General features: G+C 63.6%; 19 protein-coding genes. All 19 read left to right on the top strand.

Features of this window, described 5'->3' with window-relative positions:
- Positions 1-111: 111 nt before the first annotated feature.
- Positions 112-852 carry a flagellar basal-body rod protein FlgF gene (gene flgF / locus N7422_RS00850; protein ID WP_279804661.1) on the top strand — a complete coding sequence of 247 codons (741 nt, stop codon included), beginning with the start codon at positions 112-114 and terminating at the stop codon, positions 850-852.
- Between the two features lie 48 nt (positions 853-900).
- Complete coding sequence (gene flgG, locus N7422_RS00845) at positions 901-1,686, top strand: flagellar basal-body rod protein FlgG (RefSeq protein WP_279804660.1); 786 nt, start codon at positions 901-903, stop codon at positions 1,684-1,686.
- Between the two features lie 79 nt (positions 1,687-1,765).
- Positions 1,766-2,461, top strand: a complete 696-nt coding sequence (flgH, locus tag N7422_RS00840) for a flagellar basal body L-ring protein FlgH (protein WP_279804659.1) — start codon at positions 1,766-1,768, stop codon at positions 2,459-2,461.
- Between the two features lie 6 nt (positions 2,462-2,467).
- Positions 2,468-3,583, top strand: a complete 1,116-nt coding sequence (locus tag N7422_RS00835; RefSeq protein ID WP_279804657.1) for a flagellar basal body P-ring protein FlgI — start codon at positions 2,468-2,470, stop codon at positions 3,581-3,583.
- 11 nt (positions 3,584-3,594) lie between these two features.
- On the top strand, positions 3,595-4,785 hold the full coding sequence (gene flgJ / locus N7422_RS00830) for a flagellar assembly peptidoglycan hydrolase FlgJ (protein ID WP_279804656.1): 1,191 nt from the start codon (positions 3,595-3,597) through the stop codon (positions 4,783-4,785).
- Between the two features lie 10 nt (positions 4,786-4,795).
- Positions 4,796-6,838, top strand: coding sequence for a flagellar hook-associated protein FlgK (flgK, locus tag N7422_RS00825; protein ID WP_279804655.1), 2,043 nt, complete (start codon positions 4,796-4,798; stop codon positions 6,836-6,838).
- A 12-nt stretch (positions 6,839-6,850) separates the two neighbouring features.
- Positions 6,851-8,413 (top strand): flagellar hook-associated protein 3, encoded by a 1,563-nt coding sequence (locus N7422_RS00820; protein ID WP_279804654.1) that lies wholly within the window; start codon positions 6,851-6,853, stop codon positions 8,411-8,413.
- 284 nt (positions 8,414-8,697) lie between these two features.
- On the top strand, positions 8,698-9,627 hold the full coding sequence (locus tag N7422_RS00815; RefSeq protein WP_279804653.1) for a ketoacyl-ACP synthase III: 930 nt from the start codon (positions 8,698-8,700) through the stop codon (positions 9,625-9,627).
- 354 nt (positions 9,628-9,981) lie between these two features.
- Positions 9,982-11,406, top strand: coding sequence for a flagellin (locus tag N7422_RS00810; protein WP_279804652.1), 1,425 nt, complete (start codon positions 9,982-9,984; stop codon positions 11,404-11,406).
- 75 nt (positions 11,407-11,481) lie between these two features.
- The gene (locus tag N7422_RS00805; protein ID WP_279804651.1) at positions 11,482-11,832 is read left to right on the top strand and encodes a flagellar protein FlaG; all 351 of its coding nucleotides are present in this window, start codon (positions 11,482-11,484) and stop codon (positions 11,830-11,832) included.
- A gap of 83 nt (positions 11,833-11,915) precedes the next feature.
- Positions 11,916-13,304, top strand: a complete 1,389-nt coding sequence (gene fliD, locus N7422_RS00800) for a flagellar filament capping protein FliD (RefSeq protein WP_279804650.1) — start codon at positions 11,916-11,918, stop codon at positions 13,302-13,304.
- Between the two features lie 129 nt (positions 13,305-13,433).
- Complete coding sequence (fliS, locus tag N7422_RS00795) at positions 13,434-13,835, top strand: flagellar export chaperone FliS (protein ID WP_279804648.1); 402 nt, start codon at positions 13,434-13,436, stop codon at positions 13,833-13,835.
- A gap of 18 nt (positions 13,836-13,853) precedes the next feature.
- Complete coding sequence (locus N7422_RS00790) at positions 13,854-14,150, top strand: flagellar protein FliT (protein ID WP_279804647.1); 297 nt, start codon at positions 13,854-13,856, stop codon at positions 14,148-14,150.
- Positions 14,151-14,316: 166 nt separating this feature from the next.
- Positions 14,317-15,792, top strand: coding sequence for a transcriptional regulator FleQ (gene fleQ, locus N7422_RS00785; protein WP_279804646.1), 1,476 nt, complete (start codon positions 14,317-14,319; stop codon positions 15,790-15,792).
- Positions 15,793-15,954: 162 nt separating this feature from the next.
- The gene (locus N7422_RS00780; protein WP_279804645.1) at positions 15,955-17,172 is read left to right on the top strand and encodes an ATP-binding protein; all 1,218 of its coding nucleotides are present in this window, start codon (positions 15,955-15,957) and stop codon (positions 17,170-17,172) included.
- Positions 17,169-18,545, top strand: a complete 1,377-nt coding sequence (locus N7422_RS00775; RefSeq protein WP_279804644.1) for a sigma-54 dependent transcriptional regulator — start codon at positions 17,169-17,171, stop codon at positions 18,543-18,545. The genes N7422_RS00780 and N7422_RS00775 overlap by 4 nt, the downstream gene beginning before the upstream one ends.
- Positions 18,546-18,651: 106 nt before the next feature.
- A complete protein-coding gene (gene fliE, locus N7422_RS00770; RefSeq protein ID WP_279804643.1) occupies positions 18,652-18,984 on the top strand; it encodes a flagellar hook-basal body complex protein FliE in 333 nt (110 codons plus the stop codon).
- Positions 18,985-19,000: 16 nt separating this feature from the next.
- A complete protein-coding gene (gene fliF, locus N7422_RS00765; RefSeq protein ID WP_279804642.1) occupies positions 19,001-20,779 on the top strand; it encodes a flagellar basal-body MS-ring/collar protein FliF in 1,779 nt (592 codons plus the stop codon).
- Positions 20,772-21,791, top strand: a complete 1,020-nt coding sequence (gene fliG, locus N7422_RS00760; protein ID WP_028692791.1) for a flagellar motor switch protein FliG — start codon at positions 20,772-20,774, stop codon at positions 21,789-21,791. Before fliF ends, fliG begins: the two co-directional genes overlap by 8 nt.
- The last annotated feature ends 38 nt before the right edge of the window (positions 21,792-21,829 follow it).

The following is a 21,829-nucleotide window of genomic DNA, read 5'->3' as shown; positions in this document are numbered from 1 at the left end:
CCTGCGTGCACCCCTGGAGGTCCCGGATTAAAGGGGTTTTGTCAGTTTGGTTCGATAATTGCTTTGCCCTTGTCAATTAGCGCGCGGCAAGGTGCGCGCAGAGGAGATGCTGTGGACAAGATGCTTTATGTGGCCATGACCGGCGCCAGTCAGAACGCGCTGGCGCAGAAGGCCCATGCCAACAACCTGGCGAACGTTTCCACCAACGGCTTCCGGCGTGATCTGGAGCAGGCGCGTTCGATGCCGGTGTTCGGCGACAGCTTTCCGGCGCGTGCCTTCGCCATGACCGAGCGTCCGGCCACCGACTTCAGTGAAGGCGCCCTGGTCGAGACCGGTCGCGAACTGGATGTGGCTGTGAGCGGCAAGGGCTTCATCGCCGTGCAGGCGCCCGATGGCAGCGAAGCCTATGTGCGCACCGGCAGCCTGAACATCGACGCCCTGGGCGTGCTGCGCGCCGGCAACGGCATGCCGGTGATCGGCAATGGCGGCCCCATCGCCATTCCGCCGGAGCAGAAGGTCGAGGTCGGCGACGACGGCACCATCAGCATCCGCGCCATGGGCGAGGATCCACGGGTGATGGCCGAGGTCGACCGGATCAAACTGGTCAATCCGGACATCAAGGGGCTGACCAAGGGCCCGGACGGCATGATCCACACCACCAGCGGCCAGCCTGCCGACGCCGACGTCAACGTGCGGGTGGTCTCGGGTTTCCTTGAGTCGAGCAACGTCAACGCCGTCGAGGAAATGACCTCGGTGCTGGCGCTGTCCCGTCAGTTCGAACTGCACGTCAAGATGATGAACGCGGCCAAGGAAGGCGACGAAGCCATGGCTCGGGTTTTGCAAATCGGCTAATCACATTTGAACGGGTGCCGTAAAACAGGCGCACGAGGAGAACACTAAATGCTTCCGGCTCTTTGGGTCGCTAAAACCGGCCTGTCCGCCCAGGACACCAACCTCGCGGTCATCTCCAACAACCTGGCCAACGTCTCGACCACCGGCTTCAAGCGTGATCGCGCCGAGTTCCAGGACCTCTTGTACCAGATCAAGCGTCAGCCCGGCGCGCAGTCGACCCAGGACAGCGAGCTGCCTTCGGGCCTGCAGGTCGGTACCGGCGTGCGCATTGTCGGCACCCAGAAGAGCTTCATCGCCGGCAGTCTGCAGACCACCGAAAACCCGCTGGACATGGCGGTAAACGGTCGTGGTTTCTTCCAGATCCTGCAGCCCGATGGCACCGTGTCGTACACCCGTGACGGTACCTTCCACCTGAACTCGGACGGCCAGATCGTCACCGCCAACGGCTTTTCCCTGGAACCGGCCATCGTCGTGCCGCCGGATGCCCAGACCTTCACCGTCGGCAAGGACGGCACCGTGTCGATCACCACCGCCGGCAACCCCGCCGCGCAGATCATCGGCAACATCCAGACCGCCGACTTCATCAACCCGGCCGGCTTGCAGGCCATCGGCGGCAACCTGTTCCTCGAGACCGCCGCCAGCGGCGCGCCGCAGGTCGGCACTCCGGGCCTGAACGGCTTCGGCACCACCGAGCAGCAGACCCTGGAAGCGTCCAACGTCAGCACCGTCGAAGAGCTGGTGAACATGATCACCACCCAGCGTGCCTACGAGATGAACTCCAAGGTCATTTCCGCCGCCGACAAGATGCTGTCGTTCGTCACCCAGCAGTTGTAATCCCTGGCGGCCCGCCGAGCGCGGGCCGCTGACCCATCGCTCGCTGTTGCAGCGCCTGTTTCACCGTGAGGTAAGCGTCATGAAGCGTCTGTTGTCCGTTTTCGCCCTGGGGGGGGCGGTGTCGCTGGCCGGTTGCGTCGCGCCGACGCCCAAGCCCAACGACCCGTACTATGCGCCGGTCCTGCCGCGCACCCCGCTGCCGGCGGCGGCCAACAACGGCTCGATCTACCAGGCCGGTTTCGAGCAGGGGCTGTACACCGACCGCAAGGCGTTCCGGGTCGGTGACATCATCACCATCACACTCAACGAGCGTACCTCGGCGAGCAAGAACGCCGGATCGCAGATCCAGAAGAACAGCAAGGCGGACATCGGCCTGACCTCGCTGTTCGGCACCGTGCCGAACACCAACAATCCGCTGGGCAGCGGCGACCTCTCGCTCGAGGCCGGCTACAGCGGCGATCGCAGCACCAAGGGCGACAGCAAGGCCACCCAGGGCAACACCCTGACCGGCTCGATCACCGTCACCGTGGCCGAAGTGCTGCCCAACGGCATCATCGCCGTGCGCGGCGAGAAGTGGATGACCCTGAATACCGGCGAAGAGCTGGTGCGCATCGCAGGGCTGGTGCGCGCCGACGACATCGCCACCGACAACACCGTGCCGTCCACCCGCGTGGCCGACGCGCGCATCACCTATTCGGGCACCGGCTCGTTCGCCGATGCCAGCCAGCCCGGTTGGCTGGACCGCTTCTTCATCAGCCCGCTCTGGCCCTTCTGAGTACGGATGACCATGTTCAACGCTAGGCGGTTGATTGCCGCGACACTTCTCCTGAGCTGCGCGTTCGGTGCTCATGCCGAGCGCCTGAAGGACATCGCCAGCATTTCCGGCGTGCGCACCAACCAGCTGATCGGTTACGGCCTGGTGGTGGGGCTCAACGGTACGGGTGACCAGACCACCCAGACCCCGTTCACCCTGCAGACCTTCAACAACATGCTGTCGCAGTTCGGCATCAAGGTGCCGCCCGGCTCCGGCAACGTGCAGCTGAAGAACGTCGCCGCGGTGTCGGTGCATGCCGACCTGCCGGCGTTCGCCAAGCCTGGCCAGGTGGTCGACATCACCGTGTCGTCGATCGGCAACTCCAAGAGTCTGCGCGGCGGCAGCCTGCTGATGACCCCGCTCAAGGGTATCGACGGCAACGTCTACGCCATCGCCCAGGGCAACCTGGTGGTCGGCGGTTTCGACGCCGAAGGCCGTGACGGCTCGAAGATCACCGTCAACGTCCCGTCGGCCGGCCGCATTCCTGGCGGCGCGACGGTGGAGCGCGCGGTGCCGAGCGGCTTCAACCAGGGCAACAGCCTGACCCTCAATCTCAACCGTCCGGACTTCACCACCGCCAAGCGCATCGTCGACAAGGTCAACGAGCTGCTCGGCCCGGGCGTGGCCCAGGCCCTCGACGGTGGCTCGGTGCGGGTCACCGCGCCGATGGACCCGAGCCAGCGCGTGGACTACCTGTCGATTCTGGAAAACCTCGAGATCGATCCGGGGCAGGCCGTGGCCAAGGTCATCATCAACTCGCGCACCGGCACCATCGTCATTGGCCAGAACGTCAAGGTCTCGCCGGCGGCGGTCACCCACGGCAGCTTGACCGTGACCATCACCGAAGACCCGATCGTCAGCCAGCCGGGGCCGTTCTCCAATGGCCAGACCGCCGTGGTGCCGCGTTCGCGGGTCAATGCCGAGCAGGAGGCCAAGCCGATGTTCAAGTTCGGCCCGGGCACCACGCTGGATGAGATCGTGCGTGCGGTGAACCAGGTCGGCGCGGCGCCGGGCGACCTGATGGCGATCCTCGAAGCCCTGAAGCAGGCCGGCGCGTTGCAGGCCGACCTGATCGTGATCTGAGGACGCTGCGGATGAATCCGAAAAGCCTGGTTTCCGGTATTGCCGACAGCGGCTCCTACACCGACCTCAATCGCCTGAGTTCGCTCAAGCATGGCGATCGCGACAGTGAGGGCAACATCCGCAAGGTGGCCCAGGAGTTCGAGTCGTTGTTCGTCAGCGAGATGCTCAAGGCGTCGCGCAAGGCCACTGATGTGATGGCCGATGAAGACAGCCCGATGAACAGCGACACGGTCAAGCAGTACCGTGACATGTACGACCAGCAACTGGCGGTGAGCATGTCTCGCCAGGGCGGCGGCATCGGCCTGCAGGATGTGCTGGTGCGTCAGCTGAGCAAGAACAAGAGCAGCATCAATAGCAGTCCGTTCCCGCGTATTGACGGGGCGGCCCCGGCGCTTTGGGGTAGCCGGGTCGCCGACCCGGTGCGCACTGAGCAGCCCGCCGCCGGGCGCAATGACGTCGCGGCGCTGAATGCCCGGCGCCTGGCCTTGCCAGGCAAGCTGACCGATCGCCTGCTGGCCGGCATCGTGCCGTCCACCGCGGCCGCCGCCGGCAGCGAGGGCACTGCGGCCAATCGCAACGCCCCCTCGCTCGCCGGCGTGGCCCGGGGTGACTGGCAGCCAGCCCAGACCTTCGCCGCGCCGCGCGAGGGCATGCGCATTCTTGGCCGGGCCGTGGCCCAGCCACCGTTGGCGCCGAACAAGGCGTTCAGCGACAGCGACGCCTTCGTCGCCACCATGCTGCCGATGGCCGAGCAAGCAGCCAGGCGCATCGGCATCGATCCGCGCTATCTGGTCGCCCAGGCCGCGCTGGAAACCGGCTGGGGCAAGTCGGTCATGCGCAATGCCGATGGCAGCAGCAGCCATAACCTGTTCGGCATCAAGGCCACCGGCAACTGGCAGGGGGGCGAGGCGCGGGCGATCACCAGCGAGTTCCGCGGTGGCCAGTTCGTCAAGGAAACGGCGGCGTTCCGTTCGTACGATTCGTACCAGGACAGCTTCCACGACCTGGTGAGCCTGTTGCAGAACAACAGCCGCTATAAAGATGCGGTCGGTGCCGCCGATAACCCGGAACAATTTGCACGAGAGCTGCAGAAGGCGGGTTACGCCACTGACCCGGACTATGCCCGCAAGATCATCAGCATTGCCCGACAGCTGCAGCCCGCCCAGGAATACGCCATGGCTGGCACTACCACGAATCTATAAGGATTGAAGCATGTCTAACCTGATCTCGATCGGGCTGTCCGGCCTGAATGCCAGCCAGACGGCGTTGTCCGTCACCGGTAACAACATCGCCAATGCGGCGGTCTCCGGCTATTCGCGGCAGCAGACCATCCAGACCACGGGGCCGTCGCACCAGATCGGCGCCGGCTTCGTCGGGACGGGCACCACGTTGTCGGATGTACGGCGCATCTACAACGCCTACCTGGATAACCAACTGCAGACCGCCACCTCGCTGAATACCGATGCGGCGGCGTTCCAGGATCAGATCACCGGTATCGACAAGCTGCTGGCCGAAAGCGACACCGGCATCAGCTCGGTGCTGACCGCGTTCTTCTCGGCCTTGCAGACCGCTTCGGCCAAGCCCAGCGACGTGGCGTCGCGGCAGCTGCTGCTGACCCAGGCGCAGACCCTGAGCAACCGTTTCAATGCCATCTCCGCCCAGATGAGCAAGCAGAACGACAGCATCAACAGCCAGCTCGATACCCTGTCGGGCCAGGTCAACAAGCTGACCTCCAGCATCGCCGACCTCAACAAGCAGATCACCCAGCTGTCGGCGTCCGGCGCCTCGCCGAACAACCTGCTGGATGCGCGCAGCGAAGCGGTGCGCCAGCTCAACGAGCTGGTCGGTGTCACCGTGCAGGAGCGCGACGGCAACTACGACGTGTACCTGGGCAATGGCCAGTCGCTGGTCACCGGCAACCGCGCCAACACCCTGAGCGCGGTACCGAGTGCCACCGACAAGAGCCAGTACAGCCTGCAGATCAACTACCCGACCTTCTCCTCGGATGTCACTTCCGTGGTCACCGGCGGGCAGATCGGCGGCCTGTTGCGCTACCGCAACGACGTGCTCAACCCGTCGATGAACGAGCTGGGGCGTGTCGCCCTGGTGGTCGCCGACAGCATCAACAGCCAGCTGGGGCAGGGGCTGGACGCCAACGGTCAGTTCGGCAGCGCGCTGTTCTCCAGCATCAACAGCGCCATGGCGATCAGCCAGCGCAGCCTGGCGGCCTCGGGCAACAGCGCGGGCTCCGGCAACCTGGACGTGACCATCGCCAACAGCGGCGCGCTCACCACCTACGACTACGAAGTCAAGTTCACCGGCCCCAACCAGTACAGCGTGCGCCGTTCCGATGGCACCGACATGGGCAGCTTCGACCTGACCACCACGCCCCCTCCGGTGATCGATGGCTTCACGCTCAAGCTCAATGGCGGTGGCCTGGCGGCGGGCGACAGCTTCAAGGTGAGCCCGACCCGTGCGGCGGCAGGCTCCATCAATACCGTGCTCACCGATGCCAACAAGCTGGCCTTCGCCGGGCCGATCAGCGGCACCGTGGGTAGCGGCAACACCGGCACCGGCACCATCACCCCGCCGAACCTTGGCGCCAAGCTGGATATCTATGGCGGCGCCGATACCGCGCTGATCCAGGACTCGATGAAGCACTCGATGCCGGTGCGTGTGGTGTTCCAGGCCGCCAGCGGTGGTACCCAGGGCTATACCCTGTACGACGCCAAGGGAGTTTCCATCGGCACCGGCACCATCGTGCCCGGCCAGGACAACAAACTGTCGATCAACGTGCCGATGCGCAATGCCGCCGGCGCGCCGATCCTCGATGGCAGCGGCAACCCGCGTACCTTCAGTATCGAGACCACCGTCGGCGGCAGCCCGGCGACCAATGACAGTTTCACCTTCGGCTTCAACGCCGATGGCAAGTCGGACAACCGCAACGCCCAGGCGCTGCTGGGGCTGCAGACCAAGTCCACGGTCGGGGTGAATTCCGGCGGCGGCTCCAGTTTCACCTCAGCCTATGCCTCGCTGGTCGAGCGCGTCGGCGCCAAGGCCAACCAGGCCAAGATCGATACGGTGGCGACCAAGGCCGTGCTCGATTCGGCCAAGGAAAGCCGCAACGGGGTTTCCGGTGTCAACCTGGACGATGAGGCGGCCAACCTGATCAAGTTCCAGCACTACTACACCGCGTCGTCGCAGATCATCAAGGCGGCGCAAGAAACCTTCAGCATCCTGATCAACGCCCTTTAAGGAGTAGCCATCGTGCGTATTTCCACCGCTCAGTTCTATGAGTCGAGCGCCAGTAGCTACACCAAGAATTTCGCCGACCTGATGAAAACCAAGACGCAGATCGACAGCGGCGTGCGCATCCAGACCGCCGCTGACGATCCTGTCGGTGCCGCTCGCCTGCTGCTGCTGCAGCAGCAGCAAGCGTTGCTCAAGCAGTACGACGGCAACATGACCACGGTGAACAACTCGCTGCTGCAGGAAGAGAGCGTGTTGTCGACCATCAACGACGCCATGCAGCGCGCCAGCGACCTGGCGATTCGCGCCGGCAGCGCCGGGGTCACCGATGCGGACCGCACCTCCATCAGTGCCGAGCTCAAGGAGATCGAGGCCAACATCTTTGGCCTGCTCAACTCGCGCGACGCCAATGGCGACTACATGTTCGGTGGCACCAAGACCTCGTCGCCGCCCTACGTGCGCAATGCTGATGGCACCTACAGCTACCACGGTGACCAGACCCAGCTGAGCCTGCAGGTGTCCGACACCCTGCACCTGGCAACCAACGACACCGGCTTCAGCATCTTCGATTCGGCCAAGAACAAGAGCCGGACCGAGTCCAGCCTGGTGACGCCGGCGGTCGACGATGGCAAGGTCGCGCTGTCGCCGGGTCTTCTGACTTCGAGCAACACCTACAACAGCAGCTTCACCGCCGGTCAGCCGTACAAGATCACCTTCACCAGTGCTACCCAGTACAAGGTGACCGACGCCCTGGGCAACGACATCACCGCCGAGACGCCAACCAACGGCACCTTCGACAGCAAGACCGAGGGTGGCAATCGCATCGCGCTGCGCGGCGTCGAGTTCGAGGTCACGGTCTCGTTGAAAGAGGGTGAGGACGCGAACGCCGTCCTGGCGGGTCGCGAGTTCAGCGTGCAGGCTCGCCCCGACTCGCTGAGCACCGTGCGTGGCGCGGGCAACCCATCCAGTGCGCAGGTCACCAGCGGTGCCGTCACCAACGAGGCCGCCTACCGCAGTACCTTCCCGAGCAATGGCGCGGTGATCAAGTTCACCGGTGCCAATACCTACGAGTTCTATGCCCAGCCCTTGACCGCGGACAGCAAGCCTGTGGCCAGCGGCACCTACACCGCGCCGTCGCTGACGGTGGCTGGCGTGACCTATCAGGTGTCCGGTGCGCCGCAGGCGAGTGACCAGTTCGCGGTCAACGCCAACAACCACCAGAACCAGAGCGTGCTGGAGACCCTCAGCCAGCTGCGTTCCGCACTGGATGCGCCGCCAGGTACCGCAGGTGACAATGTCGCGATCAAGAACGCGGTCGCCTCGGCCATCGCCAACCTGGCCAGCGCCCGTGAGCAGGTGGACATCACCCGTGGTTCGATCGGTGCGCGGGGTAACTCGCTCGACATCCAGCGCCAGGAAAACACCAGCCTGACCACGGCCAACAAGATCACCCAGGACGCCATCGGCAACACCGACATGGCCGACGCCTCGATCATGCTGACCTTGCAGCAGGCCATGCTCGAGGCCTCGCAACTGGCCTTCTCGCGCATCTCGCAGCTGAGCCTGTTCAACAAGCTCTGATCGCCTGCGTTGGAAAAAGCCCCGGTCAGCCATGCGCTGCCGGGGTTTTTTCATGCCTGTTGTGCGTGTCCGCCATGGTTTCGGCGATAAATGAGTGTGACCAATGGGTCAAATCGCGCATCTTCCCTGTATTCTATGCGGCAGCTGCTGCAGCATTTTGTTACCGGTGTATACGTGGCGGGCCTGATGTCGGCCTGTCCAGGGCCGCAGTGGCCTTGACCCGGTAGTTGGCGCCCTCAATTCATCGAGTGGTGGTCTTTGGCTGTTTTCATTGGGAAGCCAGAATGATTGGCATCAAAAGCATCGCGAGTTACGTGCCCACCGCTGGCCTGGACAACTACGTCCAGGGTGCGAAGTTCGGCAAGGACGAAGAGTTCATGTTCGGCAAGATCGGCGCCTCCTTCCTGCCGCGCAAGGCCGAGGAGCAGGAGACGTCCGACCTGTGCGTCGAAGCGGCCCGGGCATTGTTCGCCAACAACCCCGAGCTCGATCCGCAGTCGATCGATGTATTGATCGTGGTCACCCAGAACGGTGACGAAGAGGGCTTGCCGCACACCGCGGCCATCGTCCAGAACAAGCTGGGGCTGTCCACGCGCGTGGCGGCCTTCGATGTTTCCCTGGGCTGCTCTGGCTATGTCTATGGTCTGTACGCCATCAAGGGCTTCATGCAGGCGGCGGGGCTGAAGAATGGCCTGCTGATCACCGCCGACCCTTATTCGAAGATCGTCGATCCGCAAGACCGCAACACCACCATGCTGTTCGGTGACGCCGCCACCGCCACCTGGATGGGCGAGGATGCGATCTGGCAGCTGGGCGAGGCGCGTTTCGGCACCGACGGCTCGGGTGCCGAGCACCTGAAGGTCAACGACGGCACGTTCTTCATGAACGGTCGCCAGGTATTCAACTTCGCTCTGGTCAAGGTGCCGGCGCACCTGCACGAACTGCTCGCTGCCAGTGGCCTGCAGTCGTCGGATATCGACGCGTTCTGCATCCACCAGGGCAGTGCGGCCATCGTCGACGCCGTGGCCCGCCGCTTCGAGGAGCAGCACCCGGAGAAGTTCGTCAAGGACATGCTCGAGACCGGCAACACGGTTTCCTCCAGCGTGCCGCTGCTGCTGCAGAAGCACATGTTCGACAGCAGCTGGAAGCGTGTGGCCATCAGCGGCTTCGGCGTGGGGCTGTCGTGGGGCTCGGCGATCCTGTATCGCGACTGACCCCGAGCCTGATCGAAAGAACGCCTGGCGCAGCCCGCCAGGCGTTTTTTTATGCCTGGGATTTGCAGATCGCTCAGCCCTTTGGGCTGCGCTGTCGTGCCTGGAGCGGAATTCGTGGGCAGGCCCGCGCCCACAGGTGACCTGTCGCATTCAAGATCCGGGAGGAGGGGCGGGCAGTCCTTGCATCGATAACCCCCTGATTTCGTAGAGGTGGCGGGGTGATGGCATTTTTTTTTCGAAAATGCCCTCAAGCAACCCACGCAAACGACGATAACCATTACGAAGGTTCTCTAGGCCATACCCGGCGGATGCCAGGGCCGGAAGCCGCAGCACCCATCCAACGAGGATTTCGTCATGGCTTTAACTGTAAACACCAACATTGCTTCGGTTACTACTCAGGTCAACCTGAACAAGGCCAGCAACGCCCAGACTACTTCCATGCAGCGCCTGTCCTCCGGCCTGCGCATCAACAGCGCCAAAGACGACGCTGCCGGCCTGCAGATCGCCAACCGTCTGACCAGCCAGATCAACGGCCTGGGCCAGGCGGTCAAGAACGCCAACGACGGTATCTCGATCGCCCAGACCGCCGAAGGCGCGATGCAGGCTTCGACCGACATCCTGCAGAAAATGCGTACCCTGGCCCTGTCCTCGGCCACTGGCTCCCTGAGCAACGACGACCGTAAATCGAACAACGACGAATACCAGGCTCTGACCGCCGAGCTGAACCGTATCTCCGCTACCACCACCTTCGGTGGCCAGAAGCTGCTGGACGGTTCCTACGGCACCAAGGCCATTCAGGTCGGCGCCAACGCCAACGAAACCATCAACCTGAGCCTGGAAAACGTTGCTGCCAGCAACATCGGTTCCCAGCAGCTCAAAACCAAGGCCATCGTTCCTGACGCAGATGGTTTGGCAGGCGGCAGCATTACTGTGACTGGTAATGGTCAGACCAAAAACGTCACTTACGGCGCCGCTGCTTCGGCCAAGGATATCGCAAGCGGCCTGAATGGTGCGATTGGTGGCCTGACCGCTACCGCCAGCACTGAAGTCAAACTTGAAGTTGGCGCTTCCACGCCTGCCAACTTCAAGCTGGCTGTTGGCAGCAGTGGTACTGTTGACTTCGTCGGTGTGACCGACCTGGCAGGCCTGGCAGATCAGCTGAAATCCAACGCCGCCAAGTTGGGCATCAGCGTTAACTACGACGAGGCTAACAAGAGCCTGAGCGTGAAGTCGGACACTGGTGAGAACCTGGTATTCTCTGGTGCTGATGCTAACGCCCAGACGAATATCAAAGTCGGCGCCAAAGATGGTGCCGGTAACTTCGCCACTCCTGCTGTGCTGGTGGGCGCTACTACCGTGGTTACTGGCCAGGTTTCGCTGGACTCGGCTAAAGGTTACTCGCTGAGCGACGGTGGTACCGGTGTTTCTGACCTGTTCGCCGCCGCTACCGTTTCGTCCACCAAAACCAATATTTCCAACACCGACGTCACCGACGCCACCAAGGCTCAGAACGCCCTGGCCGTCATCGACAAGGCTATCGGTTCCATCGACAGCGTCCGTTCGGGCCTGGGTGCTACCCAGAACCGTCTGACCACCACCGTCGACAACCTGCAGAACATCCAGAAGAACTCCACCGCTGCCCGCTCCACCGTGCAGGACGTGGACTTCGCTTCGGAAACCGCAGAGCTGACCAAGCAGCAGACCCTGCAGCAGGCTTCGACCGCGATCCTGTCGCAGGCCAACCAGCTGCCATCCTCGGTCCTGAAACTGCTCCAGTAATTCAGGCGCCTGAGTGAAAGGTGGAAGGGCGCGTTTACGTGCCCTTTCACCTTTTTGACATGAGGAGTTCCAAGCATGGACATGAGTGTCAAGCTGAACCAGGTATATCCCTCGATAGCGCCTCAGGCGGTATCGGTTGCCAAGGACCCGATTGTCCCTGCCAAGGTGCAGGAAATCGCAGCCCCTGATGACCAGGCGCACACGCGCGAGGACCTGGAGAAGGCGGTTGGCGAGATCCGCGATTTCGTCCAGTCGAGCCAGCGCAAGCTGGATTTCTCCATCGATGATTCCACCGGCCAGGTCGTGGTCAAGGTGATCGCCACCGAGTCCGGTGACGTGATCCGCCAGATCCCGTCGGAAACCGCGCTGAAGCTGGCGCAAAGCCTCAGCGAAGCCGGCAGCCTGCTGTTCGACGGCAAAGCGTAGGCTGGCATGATTTTTGTTGCTGCCGGGTATTTGATGAGTGTATTCGTCAAGGACCTGGCGGCTACTGAACAAGGAGAGCAATGATGGCAGGTACAACAGTCAGCGGTATCGGATCGGGCATCGATACCCAGGCGATTGTGAAGTCCCTGGTGGATGCGCAGAAGGCGCCGAAGCAGGCACAGATCAATACCCAGACACTGAAGGCAACCACCACGTTGTCCTCTATCGGCAAGATCCAGGCGGCGCTGGATGCATTCCGTGGCGCCTTGACCAGCATGACCAACGACAACAGCTTCGGTGGCCTGGCGCTGAAGTCTTCGGACGAAAAGGTCGCGACCATCACCGCCGGGGCAGGAGCAGCCAATGGCTCGTTTGCCCTGCAGGTTGAGCAGCTGGCGTCTGCGTCCAAGGTATCCACTAAGGTATATGCCGGTGGGGCCAATAGCGTGGTCAATGCCGGTACTTCCGCGACCAAGTTGACCATCACCCAGAATGGCAAGGCCCATGACGTTAGCATTCCACCGGGAGCCACGTTGCAGCAGGTGCGTGAGGCGATCAACAGCCAGTTCGGGACCGCGGGGCTGAGCGCCAACGTTCTGACCGACGCCTCGGGTTCACGGCTGGTGATCACGTCCAACAAGATGGGTGTGGGGTCCGATATCACCCTGTCGGGGAACTCCGGCATCGATACTGGCTACACCGTTGTGGATAAGCCCCAGAATGCCAAGTACACGCTCGATGGTATCTCCATGGAGTCCAAGAGTAACGATATCAGTGATGCGGTCAGTGGCTTGAACATCAAGCTGGTGGGCGTCTCCGCCAAGGAAAAGGACAGCGACCTCCTCGTCAAGACCACGCTGTCGCTGACCACCAGCACCACCGCGCTGAAGTCGGGACTGAAAGGTTTCATCGATACCTACAACGCACTGATGAAAGTCATCAATACCGAAACCAGGGTGACCAAGAACGCCGATGGCACCATGACGCCGGCTGCGCTCACTGGTGATGCCTCCATGCGTGCCTTGGTGTCTTCGATCCGCGAAGAAATGAATGCGCTGTCCGGCAATGGCACGATGAAGTCGCTCGCCGCGTTCGGCGTCACCTCGTCCCAGGACGGCGGACTGTTGAGCCTTGATGACAAGAAGTGGGACAAGGCCGCTGCCACCAATGCTGCGGACCTGACCAGCATCTTCAATGGCAAGGACGGCATGCTGGCGCGCCTGCAGAAGGTCACTGAGCCGTACGCCAAGGCCAGCACCGGCACCCTCGCCGAGCGCTCCAAAACGCTGTCCGAAAGTCTGACCAAACTCAAGACCGAGCAGGACACCCTGGACGCGCGCATGGAAGCCCTGCGCATCAGTCTGCAGGATAAGTACAACAACATGGATACCCTGGTCACCCAGCTGCGTCAGCAGCAGAACAACGTGCTCGGCACGCTCAACGCGCTGAACAACGCCAAGAGCGACAAATAATCCGTGAACGTCGCATGAAGTCCGGGCATCATGCCCGGCTTCATGTCATCGACCGGTAAAGTTTTTCGCCTCCGGCCCGATACAGGGACTATCGAACCTTCCGTTTTTTGCCCGTCACGAGGTCGCAAGATGAATCCCATGAGAGCCCTTCGTCAGTACCAGAAGGTCAATTCCCATGCCCAGATTTCCGAAGCAACGCCCCATCGCCTGGTGCAGATGCTGATGGAGGGTGGGCTCGATCGCATGGCCCAGGCCAAAGGTGCGCTGGCCCGTGGCGACATCGCCGAGAAAGGCCTGATGCTGGGCAAGGCCATCGACATCATCATCGGTCTGAACGACGGCCTCGATGCGCAGAAGAGCGAAGATCCGGCCTACATCGAACAGTTGTCGAGCCTCTACGCCTACATGACCAATCGCCTGATGCAGGCCAACATCGACAACGACCCGGCGATCATCGACGAGGTCGCCCAGCTGCTGATCACCGTCAAGAGCGGCTGGGACGCGATCGCCGAAGCGCAGCAGCCCGGCTGAGCCGGCAAGGAGAGCAAGGTGAACAGCGAGCTGCAACGATTCGACGAGACCCGCGATGCCCTGCTCGAGGCCTTGGGCGCGCGTGACTGGGAGGCTATCGGCAGGCTCGATGAAGCCTGCCGCGGTTGCATCGATGACATGCTCAAGGCGTCGATGCTGGACGAGGCGATAGTCCGGGAGCGGCTGGAAGGGTTGCTGCAGCTGTACGGCGAACTGGTCAGCGTGACCACGGGCGAGCGCCAGGCAATCGCCGATGAGATGACCCAGATCAATCAAGCAAAGAATGCTTCGAAGGTTTACCATTTGTTCAGTTAAGATGCACCGGACTGAGCAAAAGGCGCCATAAATTTGACTGTGCAGGCCTTTTTGACTTAACTAGTGGCTGTTTTCGAAATTCAGACGTCCGAACACTGACCATTCAGTCGGAATGATGTCGTGCACGCCCTCCGGGCGCCGATATGACTAGGGAAGTTGCAATTGCATGTGGCGTGAAACCAAGATTCTCCTGATCGATGACGACAGCGAACGCCGCCGCGATCTGGCGGTGGTCCTGAATTTTCTCGGCGAAGAAAACCTTTCTTGCTCCAGCCAGGACTGGCAGCAGGTGGTCGAAGGTTTGCCTTCCAGCCGTGAAGTCCTGTGCGTCCTGATCGGGACCGTGAATGCTCCGGCAAGCCTGCTGGGGCTCCTTAAGACAGTGGCTGGGTGGGACGAGTTCCTTCCGGTTCTGCTCTTGGGTGAAATTTCTTCTGCAGAGTTCCCCGAGGACCTGCGTCGCCGTGTGCTCTCCAATCTCGAGATGCCGCCGAGCTACAGTCAGCTGCTCGATTCGCTGCACCGTGCCCAGGTCTACCGCGAGATGTATGACCAGGCCCGAGAGCGCGGTCGCCAGCGCGAGCCCAACCTGTTCCGCAGCCTGGTGGGCACCAGTCGTGCCATCCAGCACGTGCGGCAGATGATGCAGCAGGTGGCCGACACCGACGCCAGCGTGCTGATTCTGGGTGAGTCCGGCACCGGCAAGGAAGTGGTGGCGCGCAACCTGCACTACCACTCCAAGCGTCGCGAGGCGCCGTTCGTGCCGGTCAACTGTGGCGCGATTCCGGCGGAGCTGCTCGAGAGCGAGCTGTTCGGCCATGAGAAAGGCGCGTTCACCGGGGCGATCACCAGCCGTGCCGGGCGTTTCGAACTGGCCAACGGTGGCACCCTGTTCCTCGACGAGATCGGCGACATGCCGCTGCCGATGCAGGTCAAGCTGCTGCGCGTGCTGCAGGAGCGCACTTTCGAGCGGGTCGGCAGCAACAAGACTCAGAGCATCGACGTGCGCATCATCGCCGCGACGCACAAGAACCTGGAGAGCATGATCGAGGAAGGCACCTTCCGCGAGGATCTCTACTACCGGCTCAATGTCTTCCCCATCGAGATGGCCCCGCTGCGCGAGCGCGTCGAGGATATCCCGCTGCTGATGAACGAGCTGATCTCGCGCATGGAGCACGAGAAGCGCGGTTCGATCCGCTTCAACTCCGCGTCGATCATGTCGCTGTGCCGTCATGGCTGGCCGGGCAACGTGCGCGAGCTGGCCAACCTGGTGGAGCGCATGGCGATCATGCATCCGTACGGGGTGATCGGCGTGTCGGAGCTGCCGAAGAAATTCCGCTACGTGGACGATGAAGACGAGCAACTGGTCGACAGCCTGCGTACCGATCTCGAGGAGCGCGTGGCGATCAACGGCCATACGCCGAACTTCGCCAACCACGCCATGCTGCCGCCGGAAGGTCTGGACCTGAAGGACTACCTCGGCAGCCTTGAGCAGGGGCTGATCCAGCAGGCGCTGGACGATGCCAACGGCATCGTTGCCCGTGCCGCCGAGCGCTTGCGCATCCGTCGCACCACCCTGGTCGAGAAGATGCGCAAGTACGGCATGAGTCGGCAGGGTGGCGAAGAGCAGGCCGACGAGTAATAGCCTGCCCGGCTTCCATCGCCGGCAAGACTGTCCCGCGGATGCATGCTGTGGGGTGGGCTTGCCGGCGATGCCGTTTCAAATCCCCATCTCCGGCACGGCTATTGCTACACCGCTGGCAACATACCGTTTTTATGACGGTCAGCCATGCGAGAGAGCACGATGCCCCAGGCCGCCCACAGTTCCCATGCCCCCGATCTGCGCGGGCACACCCCGCTCGAGCAGGAAAGCCGGCAGGGTCTTGAGCAGGCATTCGCCCTGTTCGATCAGGTTTCCTCCCAGCTCAGCCACTCCTACAACATGCTCGAGGCCCGGGTCAGCGAGCTCAAGGGCGAGCTGGCGGTGGTCAGTGCCCAGCGCATGGCCGAGCTGGACGAGAAGGAGCGCCTGGCCAATCGCCTGCAGAACCTGCTGGACCTGCTGCCGGGCGGGGTGATCGTGATCGATGTCGAGGGCTATGTGCGCGAGGCCAACCCGGCGGCCTGCCAGTTGCTCGGCGAGCCGCTGGTCGGCCTGTTGTGGCGCCAGGTGATCGCCCGCAGCTTCGCGCCGCGCGAGGACGACGGCCATGAGGTTTCCCTGCGCGACGGGCGGCGCCTGTCGATTGCCACCTGTTCCCTGGATGCGGAACCTGGCCAGCTGGTGCTGCTCAACGACCTGACCGAAACCCGACGCCTGCAGGATCAGCTGGCGCGCCACGAGCGGCTGTCGGCACTGGGGCGCATGGTCGCTTCCCTGGCCCATCAGATCCGCACGCCGCTCTCGGCCGCCATGCTTTATGCCAGCCACCTGGCTGATTCGACACAGGCGTTGCCCGAGGAAACCCGGCAACGCTTCGCCGGTAATCTCAAGGAGCGCCTGCACGAGCTGGAACATCAGGTTCGCGACATGCTGGTATTCGCCCGTGGCGAGCTGCCGCTCAACGATCGGCTCACGCCCAAGGCATTGTTCCAGGCGTTGCAGCAGGCGGCCCAGGCTCACGTGCAAGGGCATGCGGTGCGCTGGCAGTGCGACAGTCATCTGGGTGAGTTGCTGTGCAACCGCGACACGCTGGTGGGGGCGTTGCTCAACCTGATCGAGAACGCCCTGCAGGCCAGCCCTGAACCAGCCCGCCTGAAAGTCCACCTGCTGCGTCGCGAGGATGCCCTGCATTTGTGTGTCAGTGACGCCGGCAGTGGCATCGACGCGCAGTTGCTGGCGCGTTTGGGAGAGCCTTTCCTCACCACCAAGGCCACCGGCACAGGGCTGGGGTTGGCAGTGGTGCAGGCGGTGGTGCGCGCGCATCGTGGCACGCTGCGCGTGCGTTCGAAGGTCGGGCGCGGGACCTGCGTGACGGTGGTGCTGCCGCTGATCGGTGGTGAAGGGGAGGGCGGTCGATGAGCGTCAAGGTCCTGCTGGTCGAGGATGATCGCGTTCTGCGCCAGGCACTGGCCGACACCCTGGAGATCGGCGGTTTCGCCCATCGCGCCGTCGGCAGTGCGGAGGAGGCCTTGCGGGCGGTGACCGAGGAAGCGTTCGGGCTGGTGGTCAGCGACGTGAACATGCCGGGGATGGATGGTCACCAGCTGCTTGGGCAGTTGCGGCGTCAGCATCCGCAGTTGCCTGTGCTGTTGATGACTGCGCACGCGGCGGTCGAGCGGGCGGTGGACGCCATGCGTCAAGGGGCCGTCGACTACCTGGTCAAGCCGTTCGAGCCCAAGGCCCTGCTCAGCCTGGTGGCGCGTCACGGCGCCGGAAGCGGTGCGGTGGCCGAGGATGAGGGGCCGGTTGCCTGCGAGCCGGCCAGCCGGCAACTGCTCGAGTTGGCGGCGCGGGTTGCCCGCAGCGACTCCACCGTGCTCATCTCCGGCGAGTCGGGCACCGGCAAGGAAGTGCTGGCGCGCTATATCCATCAGCAGTCGCCGAGGTCCGGCCAGGCGTTCGTGGCGATCAACTGCGCGGCGATCCCCGACAACATGCTCGAAGCCACGCTGTTCGGCCACGAAAAGGGCGCATTCACCGGTGCCATCGCCGCTCAGACCGGCAAGTTCGAGCAGGCGGACGGCGGCACCTTGCTGCTGGACGAGATTTCCGAAATGCCGTTGGGGCTCCAGGCGAAGCTGCTGCGTGTGCTGCAGGAGCGCGAGGTCGAGCGCGTCGGTGGACGCAAGCCGATTGCCCTGGATATCCGCGTGCTCGCCACCACCAACCGCGACCTCGCGGGTGAGGTGGCCGCGGGGCGCTTCCGCGAAGACCTGTACTACCGTCTTTCGGTGTTCCCCATGGCGTGGCGCGCATTGCGCGAGCGCCCCGCCGATATCCTGCCGCTCGCCGAACGCCTGCTGGCGCGTCATGTGGCGAAGATGCGCCATGCGCAGGTCAGCTTGTCCGCCGGGGCGCGCGCCAGCCTGCTGGCTCACGCCTGGCCCGGCAACGTGCGCGAACTGGATAACGCCTTGCAGCGGGCGCTGATCCTGCAGCAGGGCGGCGTGATCGAAGCGGCGGATTTCTGTCTGGCCGGCGCCATTCCCTTGTCGGTCCCGAGCGAGGCCATTATTGAGCCATTATCGCCCGACGCGGTCGCTGAAACCGGAGCCCTGGGCGATGACATGCGCCGTCACGAGTTCCAGATGATCATCGACACGTTGCGCGCCGAGCGTGGGCGTCGCAAGGAGGCCGCCGAGCGCCTGGGCATCAGCCCGCGCACCCTGCGCTACAAGCTTGCGCAGATGCGCGACGCCGGGCTCGATGTCGAGGCCAGCCTGTTCGGCTGATACATCGTTCTGAATGTTTGTCGGGCTGGCTGGCACTTCTCTTGCTAGCTCCAGCCTATCCGCCGCATGAGTGTCAAAAAAATGTGGCTGCCGGAGAGAGAAGTCCATGACCCAAGGTGTTGAATTCAATCGTCTGATGTTGGACATGCGCGCCATGCAGGCCGAGGCCATGTCGCTGCCCAAGGTGGCTGCCGCCCCTGAGCTGGCGCCAGGGCAGAGCAGCTTTGCCGACATGCTCGGCCAGGCCATTGGCAAGGTGCATGAAACGCAACAGGCTTCCAGTCAGTTGGCCAACGCCTTCGAAATCGGCAAGAGCGGCGTCGACCTCACCGACGTGATGATCGCCTCGCAGAAGGCCTCGGTTTCGTTCCAGGCCCTGACCCAGGTGCGCAACAAGCTGGTACAGGCGTACCAGGACATCATGCAGATGCCGGTTTAAGGGCGAGAGTTGAGTCATGGCCGAAGCAGTCGTCGATAACGCCCCCGCCAAAAGTGGCCCGCCAGCCGCCAAGCCGCCGCTGTTCGGCATGGCGTTCCTGGAAAACATTTCGCAGATGCCCATGCTGCGTCAGGTCGGCCTGCTGGTCGGCCTGGCCGCCAGCGTGGCCATCGGCTTTGCCGTGGTGCTCTGGTCGCAGCAGCCCGACTACCGGCCGCTGTACGGCAGCCTGGCGGGCATGGACACCAAGCAGGTGGTGGACGCGCTGACCGCGGCCGACATTCCCTATCGCGTGGAGCCGAACTCCGGCGCCCTGCTGGTCAAGGCCGACGACCTCTCCCGCGCGCGCCTGAAACTGGCGGCCGCCGGCGTGGCGCCGAGCGATGGCAACGTCGGCTTCGAACTGCTCGACAAGGACCAGGGCCTGGGTACCAGCCAGTTCATGGAGGCCACCCGCTACCGCCGCGGACTGGAAGGCGAGCTGGCGCGCACCGTGTCGAGCCTGAACAACGTCAAGGCCGCCCGTGTGCACCTGGCGATCCCGAAAAGCTCGGTGTTCGTCCGTGACGAGCGCAAGCCCAGCGCTTCGGTACTGGTCGAGCTGTACCCGGGCCGCAGCCTGGAAGCCGGCCAGGTCATGGCCATCGTCAACCTGGTGGCTACCAGCGTTCCGGAGCTGGACAAGTCGCAGGTGACCGTGGTCGACCAGAAGGGCAACCTGCTGTCCGACCAACTGCAGGACACCGCCCTGACCATGGCCGGCAAGCAGTTCGACTACAGCCGCCGCATGGAAGGCATGCTCACCCAGCGTGTGCACAACATCCTGCAGCCAGTGCTGGGCAACGACCGGTACAAGGCGGAAGTCTCTACCGACGTCGATTTCAGTGCCGTGGAGTCCACCTCCGAACAGTTCAATCCCGATCAGCCCGCGCTGCGCAGCGAGCAGTCGGTCGATGAGCAGCGTGCCAGCAGCCAGGGCCCGCAAGGCGTGCCGGGCGCGCTGAGCAACCAGCCGCCGGCCGGCGCCGCCGCGCCTGAGAACGCCCGTGCCGCCGCCACGCCAGCCGGTGCCATCCAGCCTGGCCAGCCGCTGGTGGATGCCAACGGCCAGCAGATCATGGACCCGGCCACCGGCCAGCCGATGCTCGCGCCGTATCCAAGCGACAAGCGTCAGCAGAGCACCAAGAACTTCGAGCTGGATCGCTCCATCAGCCACACTCGCCAGCAGCAGGGGCGTCTGACTCGCCTGTCGGTTGCCGTGGTGGTGGATGATCAGGTCAAGCTCGACGCCGCCACCGGCGAAGCGACCCGCGCCCCATGGGGCGCCGAGGACCTGGCGCGCTTCACCCGCCTGGTGCAGGACGCGGTGGGCTTCGATGCCAGTCGCGGCGACAGCGTCACCGTGATCAACGTGCCGTTCGCCGCCGATCGGGGGGACGAGCTGGTCGATATTCCGTTCTACTCGCAGCCGTGGTTCTGGGACATCGTCAAGCAGGTGCTGGGCGTGCTGTTCATCCTGGTGCTGGTGTTCGGCGTGCTGCGTCCGGTACTCAACAACATCACCGGTGGTGGCAAGCAGGCTGCCACGGACAGCGACATGGAGCTGGGCGGCATGATCGGTCTGGATGGCGAACTGGCCAACGACCGCGTCAGCCTGGGTGGCCCGACAAGCATTCTGTTGCCGAGCCCGAGCGAGGGTTACGAGGCGCAGCTCAACGCAATCAAGGGCCTGGTGGCCGAAGACCCGGGCCGGGTGGCCCAGGTCGTGAAAGAGTGGATCAACGCCGATGAGTGACAATCGAGCCATTACCGCCAAGCTGAGCCGCGTCGACAAGGCGGCGATCCTCCTGCTCTCGCTCGGCGAGACCGACGCCGCGCAGGTCCTGCGCCACATGGGGCCCAAGGAAGTGCAGCGGGTCGGCGTGGCCATGGCGCAGATGGGCAACGTCCATCGCGAGCAGGTCGAGCAGGTGATGAGCGAGTTCGTCGAGATCGTCGGCGACCAGACCAGCTTGGGCGTCGGTTCCGACGGCTACATTCGCAAGATGCTCAACCAGGCCCTGGGCGAGGACAAGGCCAACGGCCTGATCGACCGCATCCTGCTGGGTGGCAACACCAGCGGCCTGGACAGCCTCAAGTGGATGGAGCCGCGTGCCGTGGCCGATGTCATCCGCTACGAGCACCCGCAGATCCAGGCGATCGTGGTCGCCTACCTCGACCCTGACCAGGCCGGCGAGGTGCTGAGCAACTTCGACCACAAGGTGCGCCTGGACATCGTCCTGCGCGTGTCGTCGCTCAACACCGTGCAGCCGGCGGCGCTCAAGGAACTGAACCAGATCCTCGAGAAGCAGTTCTCCGGCAATTCCAACGCCGCGCGTACCACCCTGGGTGGCATCAAGCGCGCCGCCGACATCATGAACTTCCTCGACAGCTCGGTGGAAGGCGCGCTGATGGACGCGATCCGCGAGATCGACAGCGACCTGTCGGAGCAGATCGAGGACTTGATGTTCGTCTTCAACAACCTGGCCGATGTCGACGACCGTGGCATCCAGGCGCTGCTGCGCGAAGTGTCCTCCGACGTGCTGGTGGTGTCGCTCAAGGGCGCCGACGAGCGAGTCAAGGACAAGATCTTCAAGAACATGTCCAAGCGTGCGTCCGAACTGCTGCGCGACGACCTGGAGGCCAAGGGGCCGGTGCGGGTCAGCGACGTGGAAACGGCGCAGAAGGAAATCCTCACCATCGCCCGTCGCATGGCCGAGGCCGGCGAGATCGTGCTCGGCGGCAAGGGCGCCGAGGAAATGATTTAAGCGGTTGCCTGATCGCCCGGACTGTCGCCCCGTGTGGG

Source organism: Pseudomonas sp. GD04091 (assembly GCF_029836165.1).
Taxonomy (GTDB): domain Bacteria; phylum Pseudomonadota; class Gammaproteobacteria; order Pseudomonadales; family Pseudomonadaceae; genus Aquipseudomonas.
The sequence above is the reverse complement of the archived record's forward strand: the minus strand, read 5'-3'. Positions and strand labels throughout refer to the sequence as shown.

Coding starts and splice junctions, on each gene's coding strand:
- N7422_RS00775 (WP_279804644.1), top strand. CDS start 17,169: ATGAGCGTCAAGGTCCTGCTGGTCGAGGATGATCGCGTTCTGCGCCAG.
- flgH (WP_279804659.1), top strand. CDS start 1,766: ATGAAGCGTCTGTTGTCCGTTTTCGCCCTGGGGGGGGCGGTGTCGCTG.
- N7422_RS00780 (WP_279804645.1), top strand. CDS start 15,955: ATGCCCCAGGCCGCCCACAGTTCCCATGCCCCCGATCTGCGCGGGCAC.
- flgK (WP_279804655.1), top strand. CDS start 4,796: ATGTCTAACCTGATCTCGATCGGGCTGTCCGGCCTGAATGCCAGCCAG.
- fliE (WP_279804643.1), top strand. CDS start 18,652: ATGACCCAAGGTGTTGAATTCAATCGTCTGATGTTGGACATGCGCGCC.
- flgG (WP_279804660.1), top strand. CDS start 901: ATGCTTCCGGCTCTTTGGGTCGCTAAAACCGGCCTGTCCGCCCAGGAC.
- N7422_RS00810 (WP_279804652.1), top strand. CDS start 9,982: ATGGCTTTAACTGTAAACACCAACATTGCTTCGGTTACTACTCAGGTC.
- N7422_RS00815 (WP_279804653.1), top strand. CDS start 8,698: ATGATTGGCATCAAAAGCATCGCGAGTTACGTGCCCACCGCTGGCCTG.
- N7422_RS00805 (WP_279804651.1), top strand. CDS start 11,482: ATGGACATGAGTGTCAAGCTGAACCAGGTATATCCCTCGATAGCGCCT.
- fliD (WP_279804650.1), top strand. CDS start 11,916: ATGGCAGGTACAACAGTCAGCGGTATCGGATCGGGCATCGATACCCAG.
- fliS (WP_279804648.1), top strand. CDS start 13,434: ATGAATCCCATGAGAGCCCTTCGTCAGTACCAGAAGGTCAATTCCCAT.
- fliF (WP_279804642.1), top strand. CDS start 19,001: ATGGCCGAAGCAGTCGTCGATAACGCCCCCGCCAAAAGTGGCCCGCCA.
- fleQ (WP_279804646.1), top strand. CDS start 14,317: ATGTGGCGTGAAACCAAGATTCTCCTGATCGATGACGACAGCGAACGC.
- fliG (WP_028692791.1), top strand. CDS start 20,772: ATGAGTGACAATCGAGCCATTACCGCCAAGCTGAGCCGCGTCGACAAG.
- N7422_RS00835 (WP_279804657.1), top strand. CDS start 2,468: ATGACCATGTTCAACGCTAGGCGGTTGATTGCCGCGACACTTCTCCTG.
- flgJ (WP_279804656.1), top strand. CDS start 3,595: ATGAATCCGAAAAGCCTGGTTTCCGGTATTGCCGACAGCGGCTCCTAC.